16 protein-coding genes are annotated in these 16,131 nt (G+C 53.8%); 5 read left to right on the top strand and 11 right to left on the bottom strand.

Features of this window, described 5'->3' with window-relative positions:
- Nucleotides 1-20 precede the first annotated feature (20 nt).
- On the top strand, nucleotides 21-206 hold the full coding sequence (locus tag O0S09_RS08410) for a hypothetical protein (protein ID WP_268923524.1): 186 nt from the start codon (nucleotides 21-23) through the stop codon (nucleotides 204-206).
- Nucleotides 207-628: 422 nt separating this feature from the next.
- On the opposite strand, the gene thiL is transcribed toward O0S09_RS08410, so the two are convergent.
- The 3 genes from thiL to O0S09_RS08395 are packed head-to-tail and all read right to left on the bottom strand — an operon-like array spanning nucleotide 629 to nucleotide 4,604.
- A complete protein-coding gene (thiL, locus tag O0S09_RS08405) occupies nucleotides 629-1,489 on the bottom strand; it encodes a thiamine-phosphate kinase (RefSeq protein ID WP_338148512.1) in 861 nt (286 codons plus the stop codon).
- A complete protein-coding gene (locus O0S09_RS08400) occupies nucleotides 1,486-3,738 on the bottom strand; it encodes a DUF460 domain-containing protein (RefSeq protein WP_268923523.1) in 2,253 nt (750 codons plus the stop codon). Before O0S09_RS08400 ends, thiL begins: the two co-directional genes overlap by 4 nt.
- Nucleotides 3,735-4,604 (bottom strand): RIO1 family regulatory kinase/ATPase domain-containing protein, encoded by an 870-nt coding sequence (locus O0S09_RS08395; protein WP_268923522.1) that lies wholly within the window; start codon nucleotides 4,602-4,604, stop codon nucleotides 3,735-3,737. The genes O0S09_RS08400 and O0S09_RS08395 overlap by 4 nt, the downstream gene beginning before the upstream one ends.
- Before the next feature lie 94 nt (nucleotides 4,605-4,698).
- On the opposite strand from O0S09_RS08395, the gene O0S09_RS08390 reads away from it, so the two are divergent.
- Nucleotides 4,699-5,292, top strand: a complete 594-nt coding sequence (locus tag O0S09_RS08390; RefSeq protein WP_268923521.1) for a hypothetical protein — start codon at nucleotides 4,699-4,701, stop codon at nucleotides 5,290-5,292.
- The gene (gene nadE, locus O0S09_RS08385; protein WP_268923520.1) at nucleotides 5,282-6,022 is read left to right on the top strand and encodes an NAD(+) synthase; all 741 of its coding nucleotides are present in this window, start codon (nucleotides 5,282-5,284) and stop codon (nucleotides 6,020-6,022) included. Before O0S09_RS08390 ends, nadE begins: the two co-directional genes overlap by 11 nt.
- 121 nt (nucleotides 6,023-6,143) lie before the next feature.
- Here the strand turns inward: nadE and O0S09_RS08380 are convergent, their stop codons facing one another.
- Nucleotides 6,144-7,451: a COG1361 S-layer family protein gene (locus O0S09_RS08380; protein ID WP_268923519.1), complete on the bottom strand. Its 1,308-nt coding sequence runs from the start codon at nucleotides 7,449-7,451 to the stop codon at nucleotides 6,144-6,146.
- Nucleotides 7,452-7,706: 255 nt separating this feature from the next.
- Here O0S09_RS08380 and O0S09_RS08375 point away from each other — a divergent pair, with 255 nt between their 5' ends.
- Both O0S09_RS08375 and O0S09_RS08370 read left to right on the top strand, forming a co-directional pair.
- Nucleotides 7,707-8,657 (top strand): hypothetical protein, encoded by a 951-nt coding sequence (locus O0S09_RS08375; protein ID WP_268923518.1) that lies wholly within the window; start codon nucleotides 7,707-7,709, stop codon nucleotides 8,655-8,657.
- Nucleotides 8,658-9,971, top strand: a complete 1,314-nt coding sequence (locus O0S09_RS08370; protein ID WP_268923517.1) for an FAD-dependent oxidoreductase — start codon at nucleotides 8,658-8,660, stop codon at nucleotides 9,969-9,971.
- Between the two features lie 73 nt (nucleotides 9,972-10,044).
- Here O0S09_RS08370 and serS read toward each other — a convergent pair whose 3' ends face one another.
- The 7 genes from serS to O0S09_RS08335 form a co-directional block, all read right to left on the bottom strand.
- Nucleotides 10,045-11,322 carry a serine--tRNA ligase gene (gene serS / locus O0S09_RS08365; protein ID WP_268923525.1) on the bottom strand — a complete coding sequence of 426 codons (1,278 nt, stop codon included), beginning with the start codon at nucleotides 11,320-11,322 and terminating at the stop codon, nucleotides 10,045-10,047.
- Between the two features lie 262 nt (nucleotides 11,323-11,584).
- The gene (locus O0S09_RS08360; protein ID WP_268923516.1) at nucleotides 11,585-11,923 is read right to left on the bottom strand and encodes a winged helix-turn-helix domain-containing protein; all 339 of its coding nucleotides are present in this window, start codon (nucleotides 11,921-11,923) and stop codon (nucleotides 11,585-11,587) included.
- A gap of 125 nt (nucleotides 11,924-12,048) precedes the next feature.
- Nucleotides 12,049-13,299, bottom strand: a complete 1,251-nt coding sequence (locus tag O0S09_RS08355) for a Glu/Leu/Phe/Val family dehydrogenase (protein ID WP_268923515.1) — start codon at nucleotides 13,297-13,299, stop codon at nucleotides 12,049-12,051.
- 285 nt (nucleotides 13,300-13,584) lie between these two features.
- Entirely contained in the window at nucleotides 13,585-14,244 is a 660-nt protein-coding gene (npdG, locus tag O0S09_RS08350) for an NADPH-dependent F420 reductase (RefSeq protein ID WP_268923514.1), read from the bottom strand.
- 91 nt (nucleotides 14,245-14,335) lie between these two features.
- A complete protein-coding gene (locus tag O0S09_RS08345; RefSeq protein WP_268923513.1) occupies nucleotides 14,336-15,184 on the bottom strand; it encodes a hypothetical protein in 849 nt (282 codons plus the stop codon).
- Nucleotides 15,185-15,190: 6 nt separating this feature from the next.
- Nucleotides 15,191-15,778 carry a pyruvate kinase alpha/beta domain-containing protein gene (locus O0S09_RS08340; protein WP_268923512.1) on the bottom strand — a complete coding sequence of 196 codons (588 nt, stop codon included), beginning with the start codon at nucleotides 15,776-15,778 and terminating at the stop codon, nucleotides 15,191-15,193.
- 41 nt (nucleotides 15,779-15,819) lie between these two features.
- Nucleotides 15,820-16,080 carry an acylphosphatase gene (locus O0S09_RS08335; RefSeq protein ID WP_268923511.1) on the bottom strand — a complete coding sequence of 87 codons (261 nt, stop codon included), beginning with the start codon at nucleotides 16,078-16,080 and terminating at the stop codon, nucleotides 15,820-15,822.
- Nucleotides 16,081-16,131: the final 51 nt, after the last annotated feature.

Here is a 16,131-nt window from a genome sequence, read left to right as displayed (position 1 = left end):
TGTTGCAGGATACGGGATGAGTGGGAGCTTCGCGAGCATTTGCCGTCGCGCTTGCGACAGCAACGCCGCCCGCCCGGCTCCGGACGGGATGGCGAGCGACGAAGAGCAAATGCGACGAGCGAAGCTGCGGCGCGAAGCGTCGCATCTGCGTTATCTGCGTTTCCTTTTTCATCATGCCCACTCCGGAGATTCTCACACTATCTTAGATCATTGCAGCTCTGTGTGTGTGGAATATTTCCGTTTCTTGTATCGGTGTCGCGGCTTTGCCGTGCGATTGCAACGCCGCCCGTCCGCTCGGACGGGATGGCGAGTGACGAAAAGCAAATGCGACGAGCGAAGCTGCGTCGTTAGGCGCATCTGCGTTATCTGCGTTTTCTTTTTCATCGTGCCCCTGCCGAGGACTCCCGACTATCTTAGATCATTGCGGCTCTGCCGTGCGAGTGCAACGCCTCCCGCCCGGCTCTGGGCTTGCGACTCAGCGGCGCGAAGCGAAGCATCTGCGTTATCTGCGTTTTCTTTTTCAGGTATCCCACTCACCACTAACTCACCTACAATGTCCAGAAAAAACTACAAAGTACTTTCGTCACATCACATCGAAAAAGGGGTTGAGAGAAATTCTCAAATTGTTTTAGTTCCACACATGGGCATAGCCGAGTTTTTCCACCGGCTCTTCACCGAGGAACACCCCCGGCTCCTCCACAACTTCCCCGATAACGGAAACCGGCACATCCATTCTCACGAACTTTTCCCGCGGGATGGTAAACAGCAGACCATAGTCCCCGCCGCCGTACAGGAAGTACTTCTTCGCATCCGCGATGGGAAGCAGCGGCAGACTCTCGCGGAGGACAAACCCGACGTCCGACGCCTCTCCCATATCATAGAGCGAAACCGCAAGACCATCGGAAACATCCATCATGGCAGACGCCCCTGCGCGTGCAATTCGCTGACCGGTAAAGACCTGCGGTTTGGGCATGACAAGATTTTCCCAGTATCCGGAACATCCGTCAAGCGCCGCCTGCGCCGAACCGGGACGTCCGGTGACGCAGACCAGATCCCCGGCCTTCGCTCCCGATCGGGTACAGTAATACTCTTTCTCCACAATACCGAATGCGGTTGTCACAATGGTCAGCTCCGTATGGCTGTCAATATCGCCGCCCGCAACCACAGCACCGCAGGCTCTGGTACAGGCAACCGCACCCTCCATAATTGGCCGCAGCCGTTCCGGCCGGTCAAGACCGACCGCAACCAGTACCTGCGTCGGCTGCGCGCCGCAGCTTGCAATATCAGAAAGACTTGCCGCAGCACTCATCCACCCCATCTGCCAGGGCGTCATCCTGCGCGGAAAATCAGTTTTCTTATGCAGCATATCGGTTGTTGACACCAGAACTTTTCGTCCGTTGTCAAAGGGAAATGCTGCGCAGTCGTCACTCGTTTCATCGCGGCCGATCAGGTCGCGGATTGTTTCCAGCAGTTGTCTGTCATCCATCATGTATCACCGGAGATCTCTTTCTTTCTCTTTTCTCTGTACTCTGCAAGAACCGCCGTCAGCAGATCGGGCGCGGCTGTCTTTTGTTCCTCCGCCGGCTCCGGCGGTTTTTCCTCAGCATCCGGGGAGGGCAGCACAGGTGTTTTCGGTGCAGCCGTCTGCTCAGTCTTTTTCTCTGCGGGTTTTCTGACAACGGTTCTTGCCGGCTCTTTTTCCTTCGGCGGAAGCATCGTTCTCAGATAGCGTTCGGGAACAACCGTTGCAGGATCGATACCGAGTTCCCGCACCTCCCGCACCCGCTCTACCTGATACTCCCGGACCATCGAATCAATCACCGCCGCTTTCCTCTCCCGGGAAAAAACCGTCTGCGAAGTATGCCAGGCAGCAAGAGCATCTTCAAGGGCCGCAGTATCCGCCACACCGATCTTTCCTTTGACGCGGGGTGAGAGATCCGCACCGGAAAGAACCGGCAGACCCGCGTCCCGGAACTCCTCAATCAGATGCTGTTCCTGCGCCCGTATATACACCTGCCGCGGCAGAATCACCGCCTTCACCCGCGCCTCGGCAAGCTCGCGGACAACCGACTTCCCCCACCCGTCAACCTTCAGAACATACAGCAGATCCTCTTCGCCGATTCCCATCTCCTCATCAAGCACCCGGACCGCATCGCGTGCAAGCAGCGGCAGAACCTTCAGCGCAGAACACCCCTCGCCTGCCTGTAACGACACATACCGCTTCATCCGATCCAGCCGTATCCGCAGATTTTTGCACCGCCGCTCCTCCTTTCGGAGCTGTTTTTTCACCGTTGCAATCTCGCGGTCACGTTCGGCAATCTCGCCTGCGGCAAGCAGCTCAGCGTACCGCTCTTCCCGCTCCGCATTCAGTTTCCGGTGGAGTGCCGAAATTGTCTTATCCTTTCCGGCAGATTCGCGGGAAAGAGTTTCTGCAAGTGTTCGCAGCCGCCGGATAGTCTCCTCCTGCCGGGTGATACGCTCGTCCCGCTCGTCAAAGATGATCTCCGGCAGCTCTTCTTGCTCTGCCGCATCCGCGACTTCCGCAGGCACAGTCCCGCTGATGCGGGACAGCGCCTGCTCCAGGGAAAGTCCCCGCACAATCTGCGCCCGAAGCTCATCGGTATCAACCCCTGCGGGAGCCCGTTTCAGAATACTTTCAAACTTGTTCCTGTAGGTCCGGTACGCATATACCGCCGCCGAGAGCGCATCGCGCTCGTGATCATTTTTGAACTCCCGGCCTGCGGCAAGGACATACTTCTCCTTGATCAGGATATCTTTTTTCGGATTCCAGGCAACCGCCGAAAAAGCGCGCCGGATCTTCTCCACACCGAACGGCATCTCGGCTTTGTCGGATGCAATGATGAGCGGTTTTCCCAAATCCGCAATCTCGCGGGTCAGATCGGCTGCGGAGAAGAGCCGGGTACTTGCAAGATAGACAAGATTTCCATCCAGATCAAGGGCTGCAATACCGATAGTGGTTCCGGGATCGATTCCGACGATCAGGTACCGGGGCTTTTTCGTCAGCGGCTGGAATGCAATCTTGTCGCGTCTGCGTCCGGCAATGCGTATCTGTGCATCGCCGCCCCGGGAAGGAGATACCGGGATCTGCTCGCGCGGAGCATAGACCGTGAAGACCACCCGGCTTTCCCCGCCGAAGGCGCGGCGAACGGTCATGGAGTACTCAAGATTTGCGGAGACCAGTTTCATCTCAATCTCGCGGGCATGGGTGCGGACAGCCCCGTGCATCTTCCGTACGTACCGGTTCTGGCTCCAGCCGCCGCGTCCGGGAGACCGGTTGCGGGAAACGGTGATATCAGTAATACCGGTATATGCGAGAACCTCGTATCCCGCACCAAACGAAGCAAGAAGTGCGGAGGCTTTCGCCTCTTCCATCGGATTCTGTTTATCAAAGGAGAGGTTGTAACGGGCGGCGGCGCGGGGCAGCGTCTCCATCTTTACACCGTCACCGGTTACCTGTACCAGTTTTGTGCCCGCGGGAAGTTCGGCGAGGAATGCATACAGGTCTGCGGTTCCCTGTGCAATCTCCTGAATACTGTCAACCGCGAGAATCTCCGGCTGCTCGGCACGGATATAGCGCATAAGCCGGAACCGTGTAACGTTTTTTTCCTCGGAGATGACTGCCCCGTCCTCCACACGAACGAGCGCGTAGTGCGGCCGGAGAGTTCCGGACCGAACCGAACCGCGAATGATATCGATGCCAAAGATGCGTCCGCTCATTCCACCGTCCTGCCGGTAACATACCGGAGTGCGTCATCCGTATCATACTTCCGCTGGTATTTTTTTGCAAAGAACGCAGCAACGGTCTCAATGTCGTGACGCAGAACTGCCTCTGCGTTCTGGTGATTCGGGGGAATCCACTGCGGCCAGTCAATGATCCAGACGGCCGCATCATCATACATGATATTGTACTCGGAGAGATCACCGTGAATGAAACCGCAGTCGTATGCGGATTTCACCTGAACAAGAATCTCCTGCCAGATGTCATCCGGGTTTTCAAGTCTGCACCGGTGCAGGTTTACGCCGGGGATGAAGGACATGACGATTACATGCCGGTTTATGTCAATGGGGACCGGGACGTTTACTTTTCCGTTGAGTGCCCTGAGTGCCTCATACTCCCGTTCGGCGGATTTTGCGGAGGCAAATATCCAGGGGCAGTGGGTTTTCTCCGGCATGTACTCACGGTTGGTGCGGACGGTCTGAAAGGATCTCTGGCCGATTTTATGGAGTTTCAGGACCACCACCCCAAATCCGAGTGCCTCGTAGATCTCTGACTCCTTACCGACGCCGATCATGGTACCGAGTGCCGAGATGGTTTTTTTCTGCGCAAGTGCGGAGAGTGCGAGGGCATCGTATCCTTTGAAGACGAGTGCGTATCCTTTGTAGGGGACGGTGTCGGATCTGACCATATCCCGGTGAATGAGATTGCCGACACGGTATTTGGTCTCTGCTGCCGAGAGGCGGACCGCGGCTTTGAGGTCATCTTCGGGGACCCAGGCGTAGCGGTGCATCATCCTCTCCAGTGCACGAAGAATACTGACTTCATATTTATGGAGGTTTTTGATGTCATCGGCTGACAGAGGCATGAGGTATTGGTTGACTTTGCAGGGATAAAAGTATCATGTCCGGGCATGTCGGAGAACGAATCTACATATTTGCCGAACACCAACTGAGTAGTATATGCAGTGTTCGCGGTGCGGAAAGGATGCAGTTATCGTTCAGCCCTATTCGGGTGTGGCGCTCTGCGCAGTGCATGCGGCACGCGATCTTGAAGCGAAAGCGAAACGAAGGATCCGCAAATGCGGCGGCATTGCGTCCGGCGAACGGCTGTATGTGCAGGCGTCCTCCGGTGCGGAATCGTTTGCACTCTCGGCCCTTCTATCGGAAATTCTTGCCGGACGTCGTGATGTATCGTTTGTGGCGGATCCCGCCGATGCAACCGCGGTCGTGTCGGCGGCGACTCTTGACTCCTCTGCCTGCGCGTTTCTGCAGCAGATCATCTCGGGAACAACTGTGGAGGTGCTTATCCCCCCCAACGGAAAAGTGCTTGATCCGCTTGCCGTCGTTCCCCGCAATGAGGTTGTACTGTATGCCCGTCACCACGGATGGGAGGAAGAGGACGCAGGTCCTTTTGTTCCCGACCCGTTTGCCGCGGATGTTTGTGCGTTCCTCAACCATTTCTCGGCAGATCATCCTTCGGCGGCCTATGCACTCATGCAGGTCCGCGATGCCCTGCCGCCACTATATCGGGAGAGAATCAACCATGCTCTGTAAGGATATCGGGTGTGCCGTCACCCGCATAAAAGATCTGATCCGCCAGACCCTGTGGGCGTCGGGTGCGAAAGGTGTTGTTGTCGGAATCTCCGGCGGAATTGACTCGGCGGTTGCTGCCGCAGTCGCGGTAAAAGCTCTGGGACCCGAGCATGTGCTCGGTGTACATCTGCCGTCTGCGTCAAGCAGTCCCTTGGACCATGCGGATGCCGGGGAGCTGTGCAGCAGGTTTGGTATTGAGTTACTTACCATTCCGCTGGACGGTGTTGTTGCTGCGGCATTTGCTGACCCGCATATGACGGACAACCCGGTGCTTCGCGGGAACTACACGGCACGTCTGCGGATGGCAGTGCTCTATAATATTGCGGCGGCCCGGGACTATCTCGTCTGCGGGACATCCAATAAAACCGAGTATATGATCGGCTACAGCACGAAGTGGGGGGATTCTGCTGCGGACATTCAGCCGCTCCTGCATCTGTGGAAGAAGGATGTGTATGCAGTTGCCGAGGAACTTGACATTCCGCGGTCAATTATTGAGAAAGCTCCGAGTGCCGGATTCTGGGAGGGTCAGAGCGATGAAGACGATCTGGGATTTTCCTATCAGGAACTTGATGCAGCGCTGATGAATCTGGAAGAACATGAATTTGTGCCGCAGAATGCTCTTGAAGAGCAGGTCCTCGTGCTGGTGAATAAAAGTTCCCACAAGCGGATTTCCGCAGTGAGTCTGCTGTAACTGCGGAGTTTATCTTTAGAACTTCTTCTTTTTGTGTTTTTCCGGAAAAACAACCGGAAAAGGTACGGTTATCACAAGCTCGAAGAACTGCTGTGAATCTAAAAAAGAAAACGGGGGAGGATTATACCTGGCCCTTACGCTTCATGAATACATAGTAGCCGCCGATTAAGACAATTGCCACAATGATAATGATGAAGATCGGGCTGGTGAAGAAGGACAGCGGTCCTGACGTGTCTTTCACATCAACGACTGCCTTCATGGATTTGGAGAGGATACTGTTGTCGTTTGCATCGCGGTACCGGATTTCGGTGTCAAGACCGTACTCCTTCTCGGTTGCGGAACTGTCAACAGTTACTTCATAGGAACCGACAACAGAATCTCCCGGAGCCATGTCGCCCAGATATGCGGAGTCGTCGTTGGAGGAGAACGGATCAACTGCACTCAGACGGGCAACTGCACTGTAGACTTTGGTATTTCCGGTGTTTTTGTAGGTGACTTTGATTAAGCCCTTATCTCCCGGAGCAAGTGCTGCTTCGACATTGGTTACTTTGAACTCAACTTTGCCGTCAACCGGCACTCCGACAATAACCGGCGAGGATTTCTGGTCAACACCGTAGTTGTCCTGATAGACAATCTGCAGGCCAACGGGGTACTCCTTGATCTCTGCGTTGTTTGCAACGGAGACCTTGAACGTCACAGTCTGGGTGGATCCTGCGGGGAAATCACCAATAAAGACACTGCTCTCAACCGGTACAATTGCGGTGGATGATCCGCCGGCAGTTGAGGTGATGAGCGATGCGTAGGCGTTCTTTGCGTCCATACCACCTGCATTTTTGATTGCAAGGGTCAGGAATCCGGATGTTCCGACGCTGATATCTTCACTCGATACTTCCAGTACTTCGGGTGAGACCTGGGAGCGGACGGTAACTTCAAGAGGTACATCCTTTACCCGGTCATTGAGCCAGTAGTATCCGAGCGCGTCACCATAGTTATCAACGGAGAAGAGTTCGTTGTAGATGACGTGTACTTTGAGGGTCCGGGGTCCGGGGGTTGCATACTGGTCAACGGAGACACGATAGGTCAGGGTTGCGGACTGGCCGGGACCAATCTGGGAGACGGTCTGCATATCGGTCTTAACCGTGATGCCCTCTGCATCTTCCAGAGAGACACGGAGCTGGTACGGGGTTGCTACATCGTACTGGCGCTGAAGACCGGATTCAGCTGCGACAACCTGATACTGTGCATTGTTCGTGAGTTTAATCGTAAAGTCTGACTCGGTTCCGGGAACAAGTTCATTTCCTCCGTCGGAGGATGCGAAGAATTCGATTCCCGCGGTGGAGTAGGAAACCTGTGCCGCAGAGACCGGTGCTGCGATGAGCACCAGCATGAGACATGCGGTTATAATCAGTGCTGATTTCCAAAGTTTCAAAGAAAACACCTAATCTGAGTTATTGTAACTAATTTATGAGTATGGGGGCATAAATACTTGCTTAGCGATAAATCCTATGCAGGACGAAAGGATATATTTCTGCAAAAACGGGTCGCAAATCCGTGACGGCATGGTCCGCGGATATGGGATGGTGTTAGACAAAGAGCGAACCGGAAAATACCAATAAACGAACTCGTGCCCCTCTTCTGTTTGCAAAGTATTTTTGACCACGAAATGCATAGTAGTTACATAAGTATGGGTGAACTTGTACACGCAAATGCTGTTATTGAGATACGCCGCGTTCTTGAGACAGCCGGATATGATACGGAGGAGGAGCAGGGACCGTTTAATCTCTCTGCGGTCCGGGGAAGGACGTGTCTTATTGTCCTGTGTTCGGATGATCTGAATCTTCTTCAGCGGTTCGATATGACACCGTATACAATAATGCTTGAGGATACGAAGGTCCGGTGCGATAAGCTGATTTTTACGGGCAATGCCTATTTCCGCCCGAAAGAAGCGGATATCTGGTCACGTGAACTGCTTGAGAGTTATATTGCGGCAGCTGCGATGGCACGGATTTATTCCGAACCGTTTGATCTGGACGAGCCGGCAGCTGTATCGTATGCTCCCGCGGCGGCGGGTGTTTCTTCTTCACCGCTGTCGGGCACTGTTGGTGATCAGCTGCTGCCGATCCGGATTACGGATCGCGATGCGGTGCGGATTGCGCATCAGGAAGGACCGACGGTTCTTCGTATGATCCCGTACTGGTATTACCGGTATACGAGCCGCGGCGAGGCGAGTTATAAGGGGAAGATGGTGAGCTTTGATGATGAGGGTTCGGGATGGGTGAATGCGATTAACGGTCTTGAAGCTGAGTTCGGGGAGGTATCCCCGGTGCCGGGTTCGATTCCTGCAGACGCGGATGTGATGAGTCCGGTGAATACGAAAGCAGAGACGGAGGAACGTGTTCGTACGGATCTGATGCACAAACTGACGAAACGTGTGCGGATTAAGACGACTTCAGGGGATGCGATTTTTGCAGAGGAGAAGGAGTTCCGTCCGTCGCCGGATAACATTGAGGTAACAGTTGAGAAGGTGTATGTCCCTGTGTGGCAGGTCCGCGGAAAGAAGGATATTATTGAGGTGAATGCATATACCGGCGAGGAACTGTCGCTTCCGTCGGATGAAGGATGTGAAGTGTTTTAAATGATTATTGTTATCGGCGGAGGACCGGCGGGCAGGATGGCGGCTGTGCGTCTTGCCTCTGCCGGTCGTGAGGTCACTCTTTTGGAACAGCGTGCACTCGGCGGTCAGTGTGTGCATGACGGGTGTATGCTGGTGTGCGGGCTGAATGATGTTGCCCGGGCGATTCGGAATACAGAATTCTTGTGCGGCTGCGGTGTAGCTGCGGGGTCGGTCTCTGTCCGGTATCCCGAGGTGATGCGCAGTCTTGAAAAGGTTCAGGCGCGGCTTTCCGAAATTCTTGAACGCGAAACTCTTGAGGCAGGAGTAAAGGTTGAGTACGGCGTGACCGCTGAGGTGCGTGACGGCCGGGTGGTTGTGGATGGTGTTGTGCGCGAGGCGGAGGCGGTGGTTGTTGCGTGCGGTGCGGAGATGTATGTCCCGGATGTTCCGGGTGCGGACCTGCCGGGAACGTATACGGCCCGGACGATCCGGTCAATGCCCGCGCTGCCGAAACGGATGGCGATCATCGGCGGAGGAATCTCGGCTGCCGAGTTTGCGTATATTTTTTCGGCGTTTGGTGTTGAGGTGATGCTGTTTGCCCGGCATGAACTGCTTTCCATTCTTCCGGAGAGGATGCATAAGGCGGTGCGGCGTGACCTTTCTTCGGTGAAAATCTATGAACATCATGCGCTGGAGCGGGTGCTGGGATCTGATGCGGTTAGTGGTGTTGTTGCGGGCGGAGAAACGTTTGCCTGTGATGCGGTACTGTTTGCAACCGGCATGCGTCCGTCGAGTCCGCATGTCTCCGGCGTTCAGAAAGGTAAAGACGGGTCAATTATCGTAAACGAGCGGATGGAAACATCGGTTCCGGGCGTGTATGCCTGCGGTGATGTGACGGGTGCCCCGTACTTTACGCCGGTGTCGCGTTTGCAGGGATTTGCGGCGGCTGATGCAATTCTGGGAAATCCGCGGACGGTAGATCTCTCGCGTGTTCCGTTTACGGTGGTACTCGGCCTTGACTATACCGTGTGTCCGACTGCGGGCGAGACGGGTATGACATTCTCCTCCCCAAATATTGCAGGACCGGGGTCGATGTGGCATGTGTCGGACGGCTCGGTCGGGACGATGGAACTGACGGTTGCGCCGGAGAGCGGAAAGATTGTGGGGTTTGCGAGTTCGGGACCGGGCACGGGTGTTGTGGGGACGTATCTTGGGTACCTGGTGCGGAAAGGGGTTACGGTGCATGAGTTTTCGCCGATGCTTGAGGTGCACCCGATTCCGGACGGCCTGTATTCAATGATCCGGTTTGCCGAAGGTCATCTGGAAAAGAAGTAAGCGGAATACTCCCATGGGGCGCTAATTCCCCGCTGTTTTTCTAATTTTTACGATTTAAAAACAAAAAAGAGGGTTAGAGGTATTCCCTTCCCTGCATATACGGACGCAGAACCTGCGGAATCTCCACACGGCCGTCTTCGGTCTGATAATTTTCCAGAATGCACCGCAGCGCACGCGATGTTGCAATTGCCGTAGAGTTCAGCGTATGCAGATACTGTTTTGAATCAAAATCATGCGCATCCCGCACCCGGATATTCAGACGGCACGCCTGATATGCCGTACAGTTTGAACAGGACACCACCTCACGGTACGCATTGTCCCGCGGCATCCATGCCTCAATATCATACTTCTTCGCAGCCACAATGCCAATGTCTCCGGTACAGATGTTCACCACATGGTACGGCAGACCAAGTTTTGTGAACAGCTCCTCTGAATTTGCCAGAAGCTCCTCATGCATCTCCCACGACTTCTCCGGCATACAGTAAATAAACTGTTCCACCTTGGTAAACTGGTGCACACGGAACAACCCCCGGGAATCCAGACCATGCGCCCCGATCTCGCGGCGGAAACACGGAGAGATGCCCACCATCTTCAGCGGCAGGTCCTTTTCCTCAAAAATCTCATCCTGATACATCGCCGCCATCGGATGTTCGGCTGTTGCAATCAGATATTCATCGTCCCCGTCGATCTTATACATAACCTTCTCGAAATCCGCAAGATCCGTTACATCTTCGTATGATTTCCGGTTCAGCATATACGGCGGGACGATCAGCGTATATCCCTTTGCAACCAGCGTATCAATTGCAAACCGCTGCAATGCCATATCCAGCAGCGCAAGATTTCCTTTCAGGAAATAAAAACCTGCACCCGAAGTCTTTGCTGCACGCTCAAAATCAGCCCATCCGTTGCGGACGCACAGCTCACCGTGATTTACCACCTCAAAATCAAACGTCCGCGGCGTACCCACCGTCTTAACCACTACGTTCTCCGTGTCATCCTTTCCGTACGGAACCGATTCATGCAGAATATTCGGCAGACGCATCAGATAATACCGCACCGTCTCCGTCGCCTTCTCCATGATCTCATCGTTTTCCTTAATTCTCTGCGGCAGTGCCTTTGCCTCTGCAAACAGCGGAGCAGGATCCTCTCCCGCCTTCTTTGCCGCATTAATCTCCTTTGCGATGGAATTTCTGCGGGCCCGCAGCTCATTATTTTTTACCGTCAGCTCGCGGAACAGCTTATCCTGCTCAAGAACAGTATCAACCCAGGCAAGCTTTTCCGTATCGTGCCGCTTTTCCAGATCCGCACGCACAACCTCCGGATGCGCCCGGACAAACTTAATATCCAGCATAATTGGCATCAATATATGTGTTCAGAGATGAAGAGGATTTCTCCAAAGCATGACTGCACCGGTATTCTCCGGCGGTGCCCGGAGCGTTTTTGTGATTTTTTTGGGAAGCTGTTCGTGAGTGATGAGTACGGCTTAAACAAAACCAGCGAAAAAAGCTAACCCACCTACAGCCTCCAAAAAAACACCCGTGAAATCTATCGCGGCATCAGACCCTGAACTCATTCGGCAGAAAAAAGAAAAGATCCGGGGAAGATCTTTTCCCTTACCGCTTCGTGTACTCCGGATACCTCCGGAGAACCGCATCGTCAACAACCGAAGGATTCTCCTTCAGAAGTGCAAGACCGCGTTCCGTAATCTGGCAGGTATTGTCCGCGGACTTCGTAATCAGACATGCCTTTGCAAGCTCAGTACTTGCTGCAATCATCGGCTCAAGATAATCGCATGACCCGTCTTTTGGCTCGCGGATACCGAGATCATCGGGCAGTACGCAGTAAATCTGGCCGGTCTTATCCGGAAGTGCTGCAATCTGCTTCGGCTTTCCATCGGCAAGAGCCTTCAAAAGCGGCAGATACAGTTCACAGGTACTTTTTGACGCTGTCATAATCACACATAGGCGGCAATCGCACATAAACATCAGGATGGTACCAAAAATCCCGCAGGTACACAAAAACAACGCCGCACAAACAAACGAAAACGAACAAAAAGAAGTATGGAGAGTCGGGGAGTTTATACCCAGCCGCGAATCTTCATTGCCTCAACAACGCGCTTTACTGCAACAACATATGCTGCCTGACGCATGTTGATCTTGTATTCCTTGGATGCATCCAGTACCGCGTGATAGGATGAGGTCATTGCAGCATCAAGCTTTGCATAAACATCATCCAGCGTCCAGTAGTGCATGTACATGTTCTGCACCATCTCGTAGTAGGAAACAGTCACGCCGCCTGCATTGCACAGGAAGTCAGGGATAACATGAACACCATTCTTGTGGAGAATTGCATCTCCCTCCGGAGTCGTCGGGCCGTTTGCAAGCTCACAGATGACCTTTGCCTTTACCGTCGGTGCAACTTTCTCGTTGATTGCTCCCTCATCAGGCGCTGCGGCGATGATCACATCAACCGGCAGAGCCATGACCTCATCGTTCGTCAGGGTCTTTAAGCCCTTGTAGCCGATGACGGACTTGGTTGCCTTCTTGTGGGCATTGACTGCTGCAATATCCAGACCGTTTGCATCGTAGATGCCGCCCTTTGAATCCGTAACGGCGACGATGGTTGAGCCAAACATCTCCTGGGAAAGGGTTGCTGCAAAGTTGCCGGCATTTCCGAAACCAAGGATTGCGATCTTTGCCTTGGAGAGATCCAGCTTCAGCTCTTTTGCTGCCTCACGCAGGGTAAAGAGACCGCCGCGGGCAGTGGAATCACTGCGTCCAAGAGATCCGCCGACAACAAGCGGCTTGCCGGTCAGAAGACCGAACTGGTTCTTGCCCTGAATCGTAGAGTACTCATCCATCATCCAGGCCATAATCTGGCCGTCGGTATATACATCCGGTGCCGGAACATCAGTGTCCGGACCAAGGTTCTTCCACATTGCACGGATGTATCCGCGGCTCAGGCGCTCAAGTTCACCCTTGGACATCTCCTTCGGGTTGCAGATGATACCGCCCTTGCCTCCGCCGAGCGGCAGACCAAGAACAGAACACTTCCAGGTCATCCATGCAGACAGTGCACGAACAGTGTCAATGGTCTCTTCCGGGTGATAGCGGATACCGCCCTTGTATGGACCGAGTGCATTGTTATACTGCACACGGAACCCCTGGAAAACCCGGGTCGTACCATCATCCATCTTCACCGGGATGGAAACCTGAATCTGCCTCTGCGGCTGCATGAGGATGTCGACAACGCCCTGATCCAGCTTGAGGATCTTTGCACAGTCCAAAAGCTGCTGCTGGGCCATTTCAAACGGGTTTACCTTCGACATGGTTTTTGCTTCCTGTCATATTGCGATCCCCCATAAATCCTTATCCGGGCCGCATTCTGACATCAGTAATGTTGGATTTCACGTATATAAAATCTATCGTATCGCCAGCAATTCAAACCGTAATTATTCGTTGTTTTCAAAAAATATCGGATATTCGGCAAAATACCAATTGAGGCGTAGAGGGTGGTTTTTCTATGCTATATGTTAGCATGCAAACCATTTTCATCAGATACCTCTCGCGCATCAATGTACACAAACGCGCGGACAAAAAAACAGGAAGGGGGTTTAGCCGAAGTGCACGCCCACGTCTTTCAGACCGTTAAACTTCGCAATATTCAGAACAAGCGGGGTAATACTCTCCACAATACCTGCAACCGCAAGCGGACCGGCATCTACTGCCTGAAGCCTGGAAACCTCGGAAACCAGCTGCATCACCACCTTCTTCGCCTCTGCATCATCGCCGCAGACCGCAACCGTATAATCCAGCTCCTCATCAAGAAGAGTCCACTTATGCGCTGCAATATTATTGAATGCCGTAACAAGCTTTGCAGATGCGGGCAGCATTTTCTGAATCGCAAGAGCTGCCGATCCCTCTTCGGGCCGGTCAAAGAAGAAATAACCATCCTTCTTTCCCATAGGGTTCACCGGGGAGATCACAATCTTGTTCTCCAGATACGTTGGGTTAATCCCCGCAAGTGTCGGGGCAACATGCTGGAACGGCAGGGAAATCACCACAATATCCGCATCCCGCACGGCCTCTTCATTGGAAGCACCATGACAGAGACCCGTACAGTTACGGTCACGAAGTGTACAGACCGTAGCATCTGCCGCTTCACAGGCCTTGGCAGCCTCACGGGAACCAAGGATAATCTCATGCTTATCAGAGATCCGGAGGGACAGACCCTTCCCGATATCTCCCGTACCACCAATAATACCTATCTTCACTGAAACATTCACCTCAGATACAGTAGATATTGCAAGAGAAAAAGAATAAAGATTGTGCTAGGGTGTAGCACGGATGACGAAAACGTCCGTATTATTTGTACTTGTACCAGCGCCCCTTCTCGTCATACTCCCCTTCCGGTTCGGCAGCCGGTACATCCGGCAGTACCAGAGCGGACGTCTTTGCAAAATAACAGGCTTTGTACAGCGTAAACAGCGGAACAAAAATCACCGCACACACCGCAAGCGTCGTAAATCCGGCAAACACCACCTCGGGTGCAGACATAATTGCAAGAAGCTCATCGGGGGTCAGGGACAAAAGCTCAGCCTCCGTCATTGATGCAAGCGGCAGGAACGCATCTGTTGCAAGCGCTGCAAACACGAACGACCCGATAAACGAGGCTGCAATCAGCAGCGCGACATTCACCAGATAAAAGATCGCAACCGAAAACGACCCGTTCATCACCCGCAGGAAACTATCCTTCACCGATGCAAAAACGCGTTTCTCATTCACCACCGCCGTTACATCTGCAAAGTAGCAGAAGAATACCACCGGAATAAACACAAACATCGCCACCTGCGCAGACGCCGTCAGGCCAAAACCGAACGTCATCAGAAGATAGGAGATGAACTGTGAGATGACCCAGGCAATCAGAAACACCAGAAGTGACGGCAGAAGCTGCCGGAAGTAGCCGTGCACCGCATACCGCCGGAAAACTGCAAACGACGACTCATGTTCGGCAACGATACCGTATGTCCCTGCAATAAGTGCCGGGAGCATAAATGCCAGCACCATGGCAACTGAAACTGCCGTCATTACGCCGACATTTGCGTACAGATACCAGAAAAGCAGAAGAACTGCCGCAGTCCACAGACCGCTCAGCCAGACGTACGGACTCTTCACCATCCAGCCCGCAGCTTCTCCAAGTGATTGAAGCGCCATTGTGTCTCACCGGTTTCTGGGCATTGCCACAACTTCGCGCACCTGCAGATCAAAAAACGATGCCGTGTGCGCAGGCCGGATCACCAGAACGGTATCCGCTCCTTCTTCTGTTCCGCCGACCGCAACAACCTCACCGGTTACGCTGACTGCGCCCTGATCCGCCGCGATGAGCACACACTCCACCGCAACCTTCAGACCAACCGCAATTGTCCGGCGGAACGCTTCGGCTATAGCTTCGGTGCGTGACCCGCCGCCTACTCGTGGTGAACGGGACAGGGCACGTTCCAGACCGGACAGGGCATGCGTTCCGCAGACAATCGTGTGTCCGGCAGCACGAAGCTCCTCTGCAAGTGTTGCATCAAACTCCCACACGCCCGGGGAAGAAAATCCGACCGCATGTGTCACAATTACCAGACGGATGTTCGTACCTGCAACCGCTCTGGCAAATGCCCGCGCCGTAGCACCTCCCGAACTTGCCGCAACAATCGTGGTCAGACCAAGTTCGGTCGCGCGTTCAACCGCAAGCGCCGCACAGTCCTCCGTATTCTCCGGACCGGGACTGTCGAAATAGGTAATCGTCTTCGTCGTTTTCATAACTATCGCTCTGTAGCCGGGTTGTCAGGCAGTATACTCCCTCACTCGCGCCGCACCGTAAAATCCGGAAATTCTGTCAGCACATACTCCGACACGGCAACCTCGCGGATAATCGCGCGCGGACAGGTGTACACCATCGAAAGAAACTTCTCGATGACCATGTCTTCGCCGGTCACCAGGGCACGTACCCGCCCGTCGGGCAGATTCTCCACCTCGCCGCAAAGACCAAGGCTCTGACCGGCATTCTTCACGCAGGCGCGAAAGCCGACCTTCTGCACTTTTCCGGAGAAGAGAACTTCCATCGTTTTTCTCATTATTATCCCTGACACCCAAACGGTAGATACTTGTTTGAT

The sequence above is a fragment of the Methanocorpusculum vombati genome (assembly GCF_026891935.1).
GTDB lineage: Archaea > Halobacteriota > Methanomicrobia > Methanomicrobiales > Methanocorpusculaceae > Methanocorpusculum > Methanocorpusculum vombati.
The sequence above is the reverse complement of the archived record's forward strand: the minus strand, read 5'-3'. Positions and strand labels throughout refer to the sequence as shown.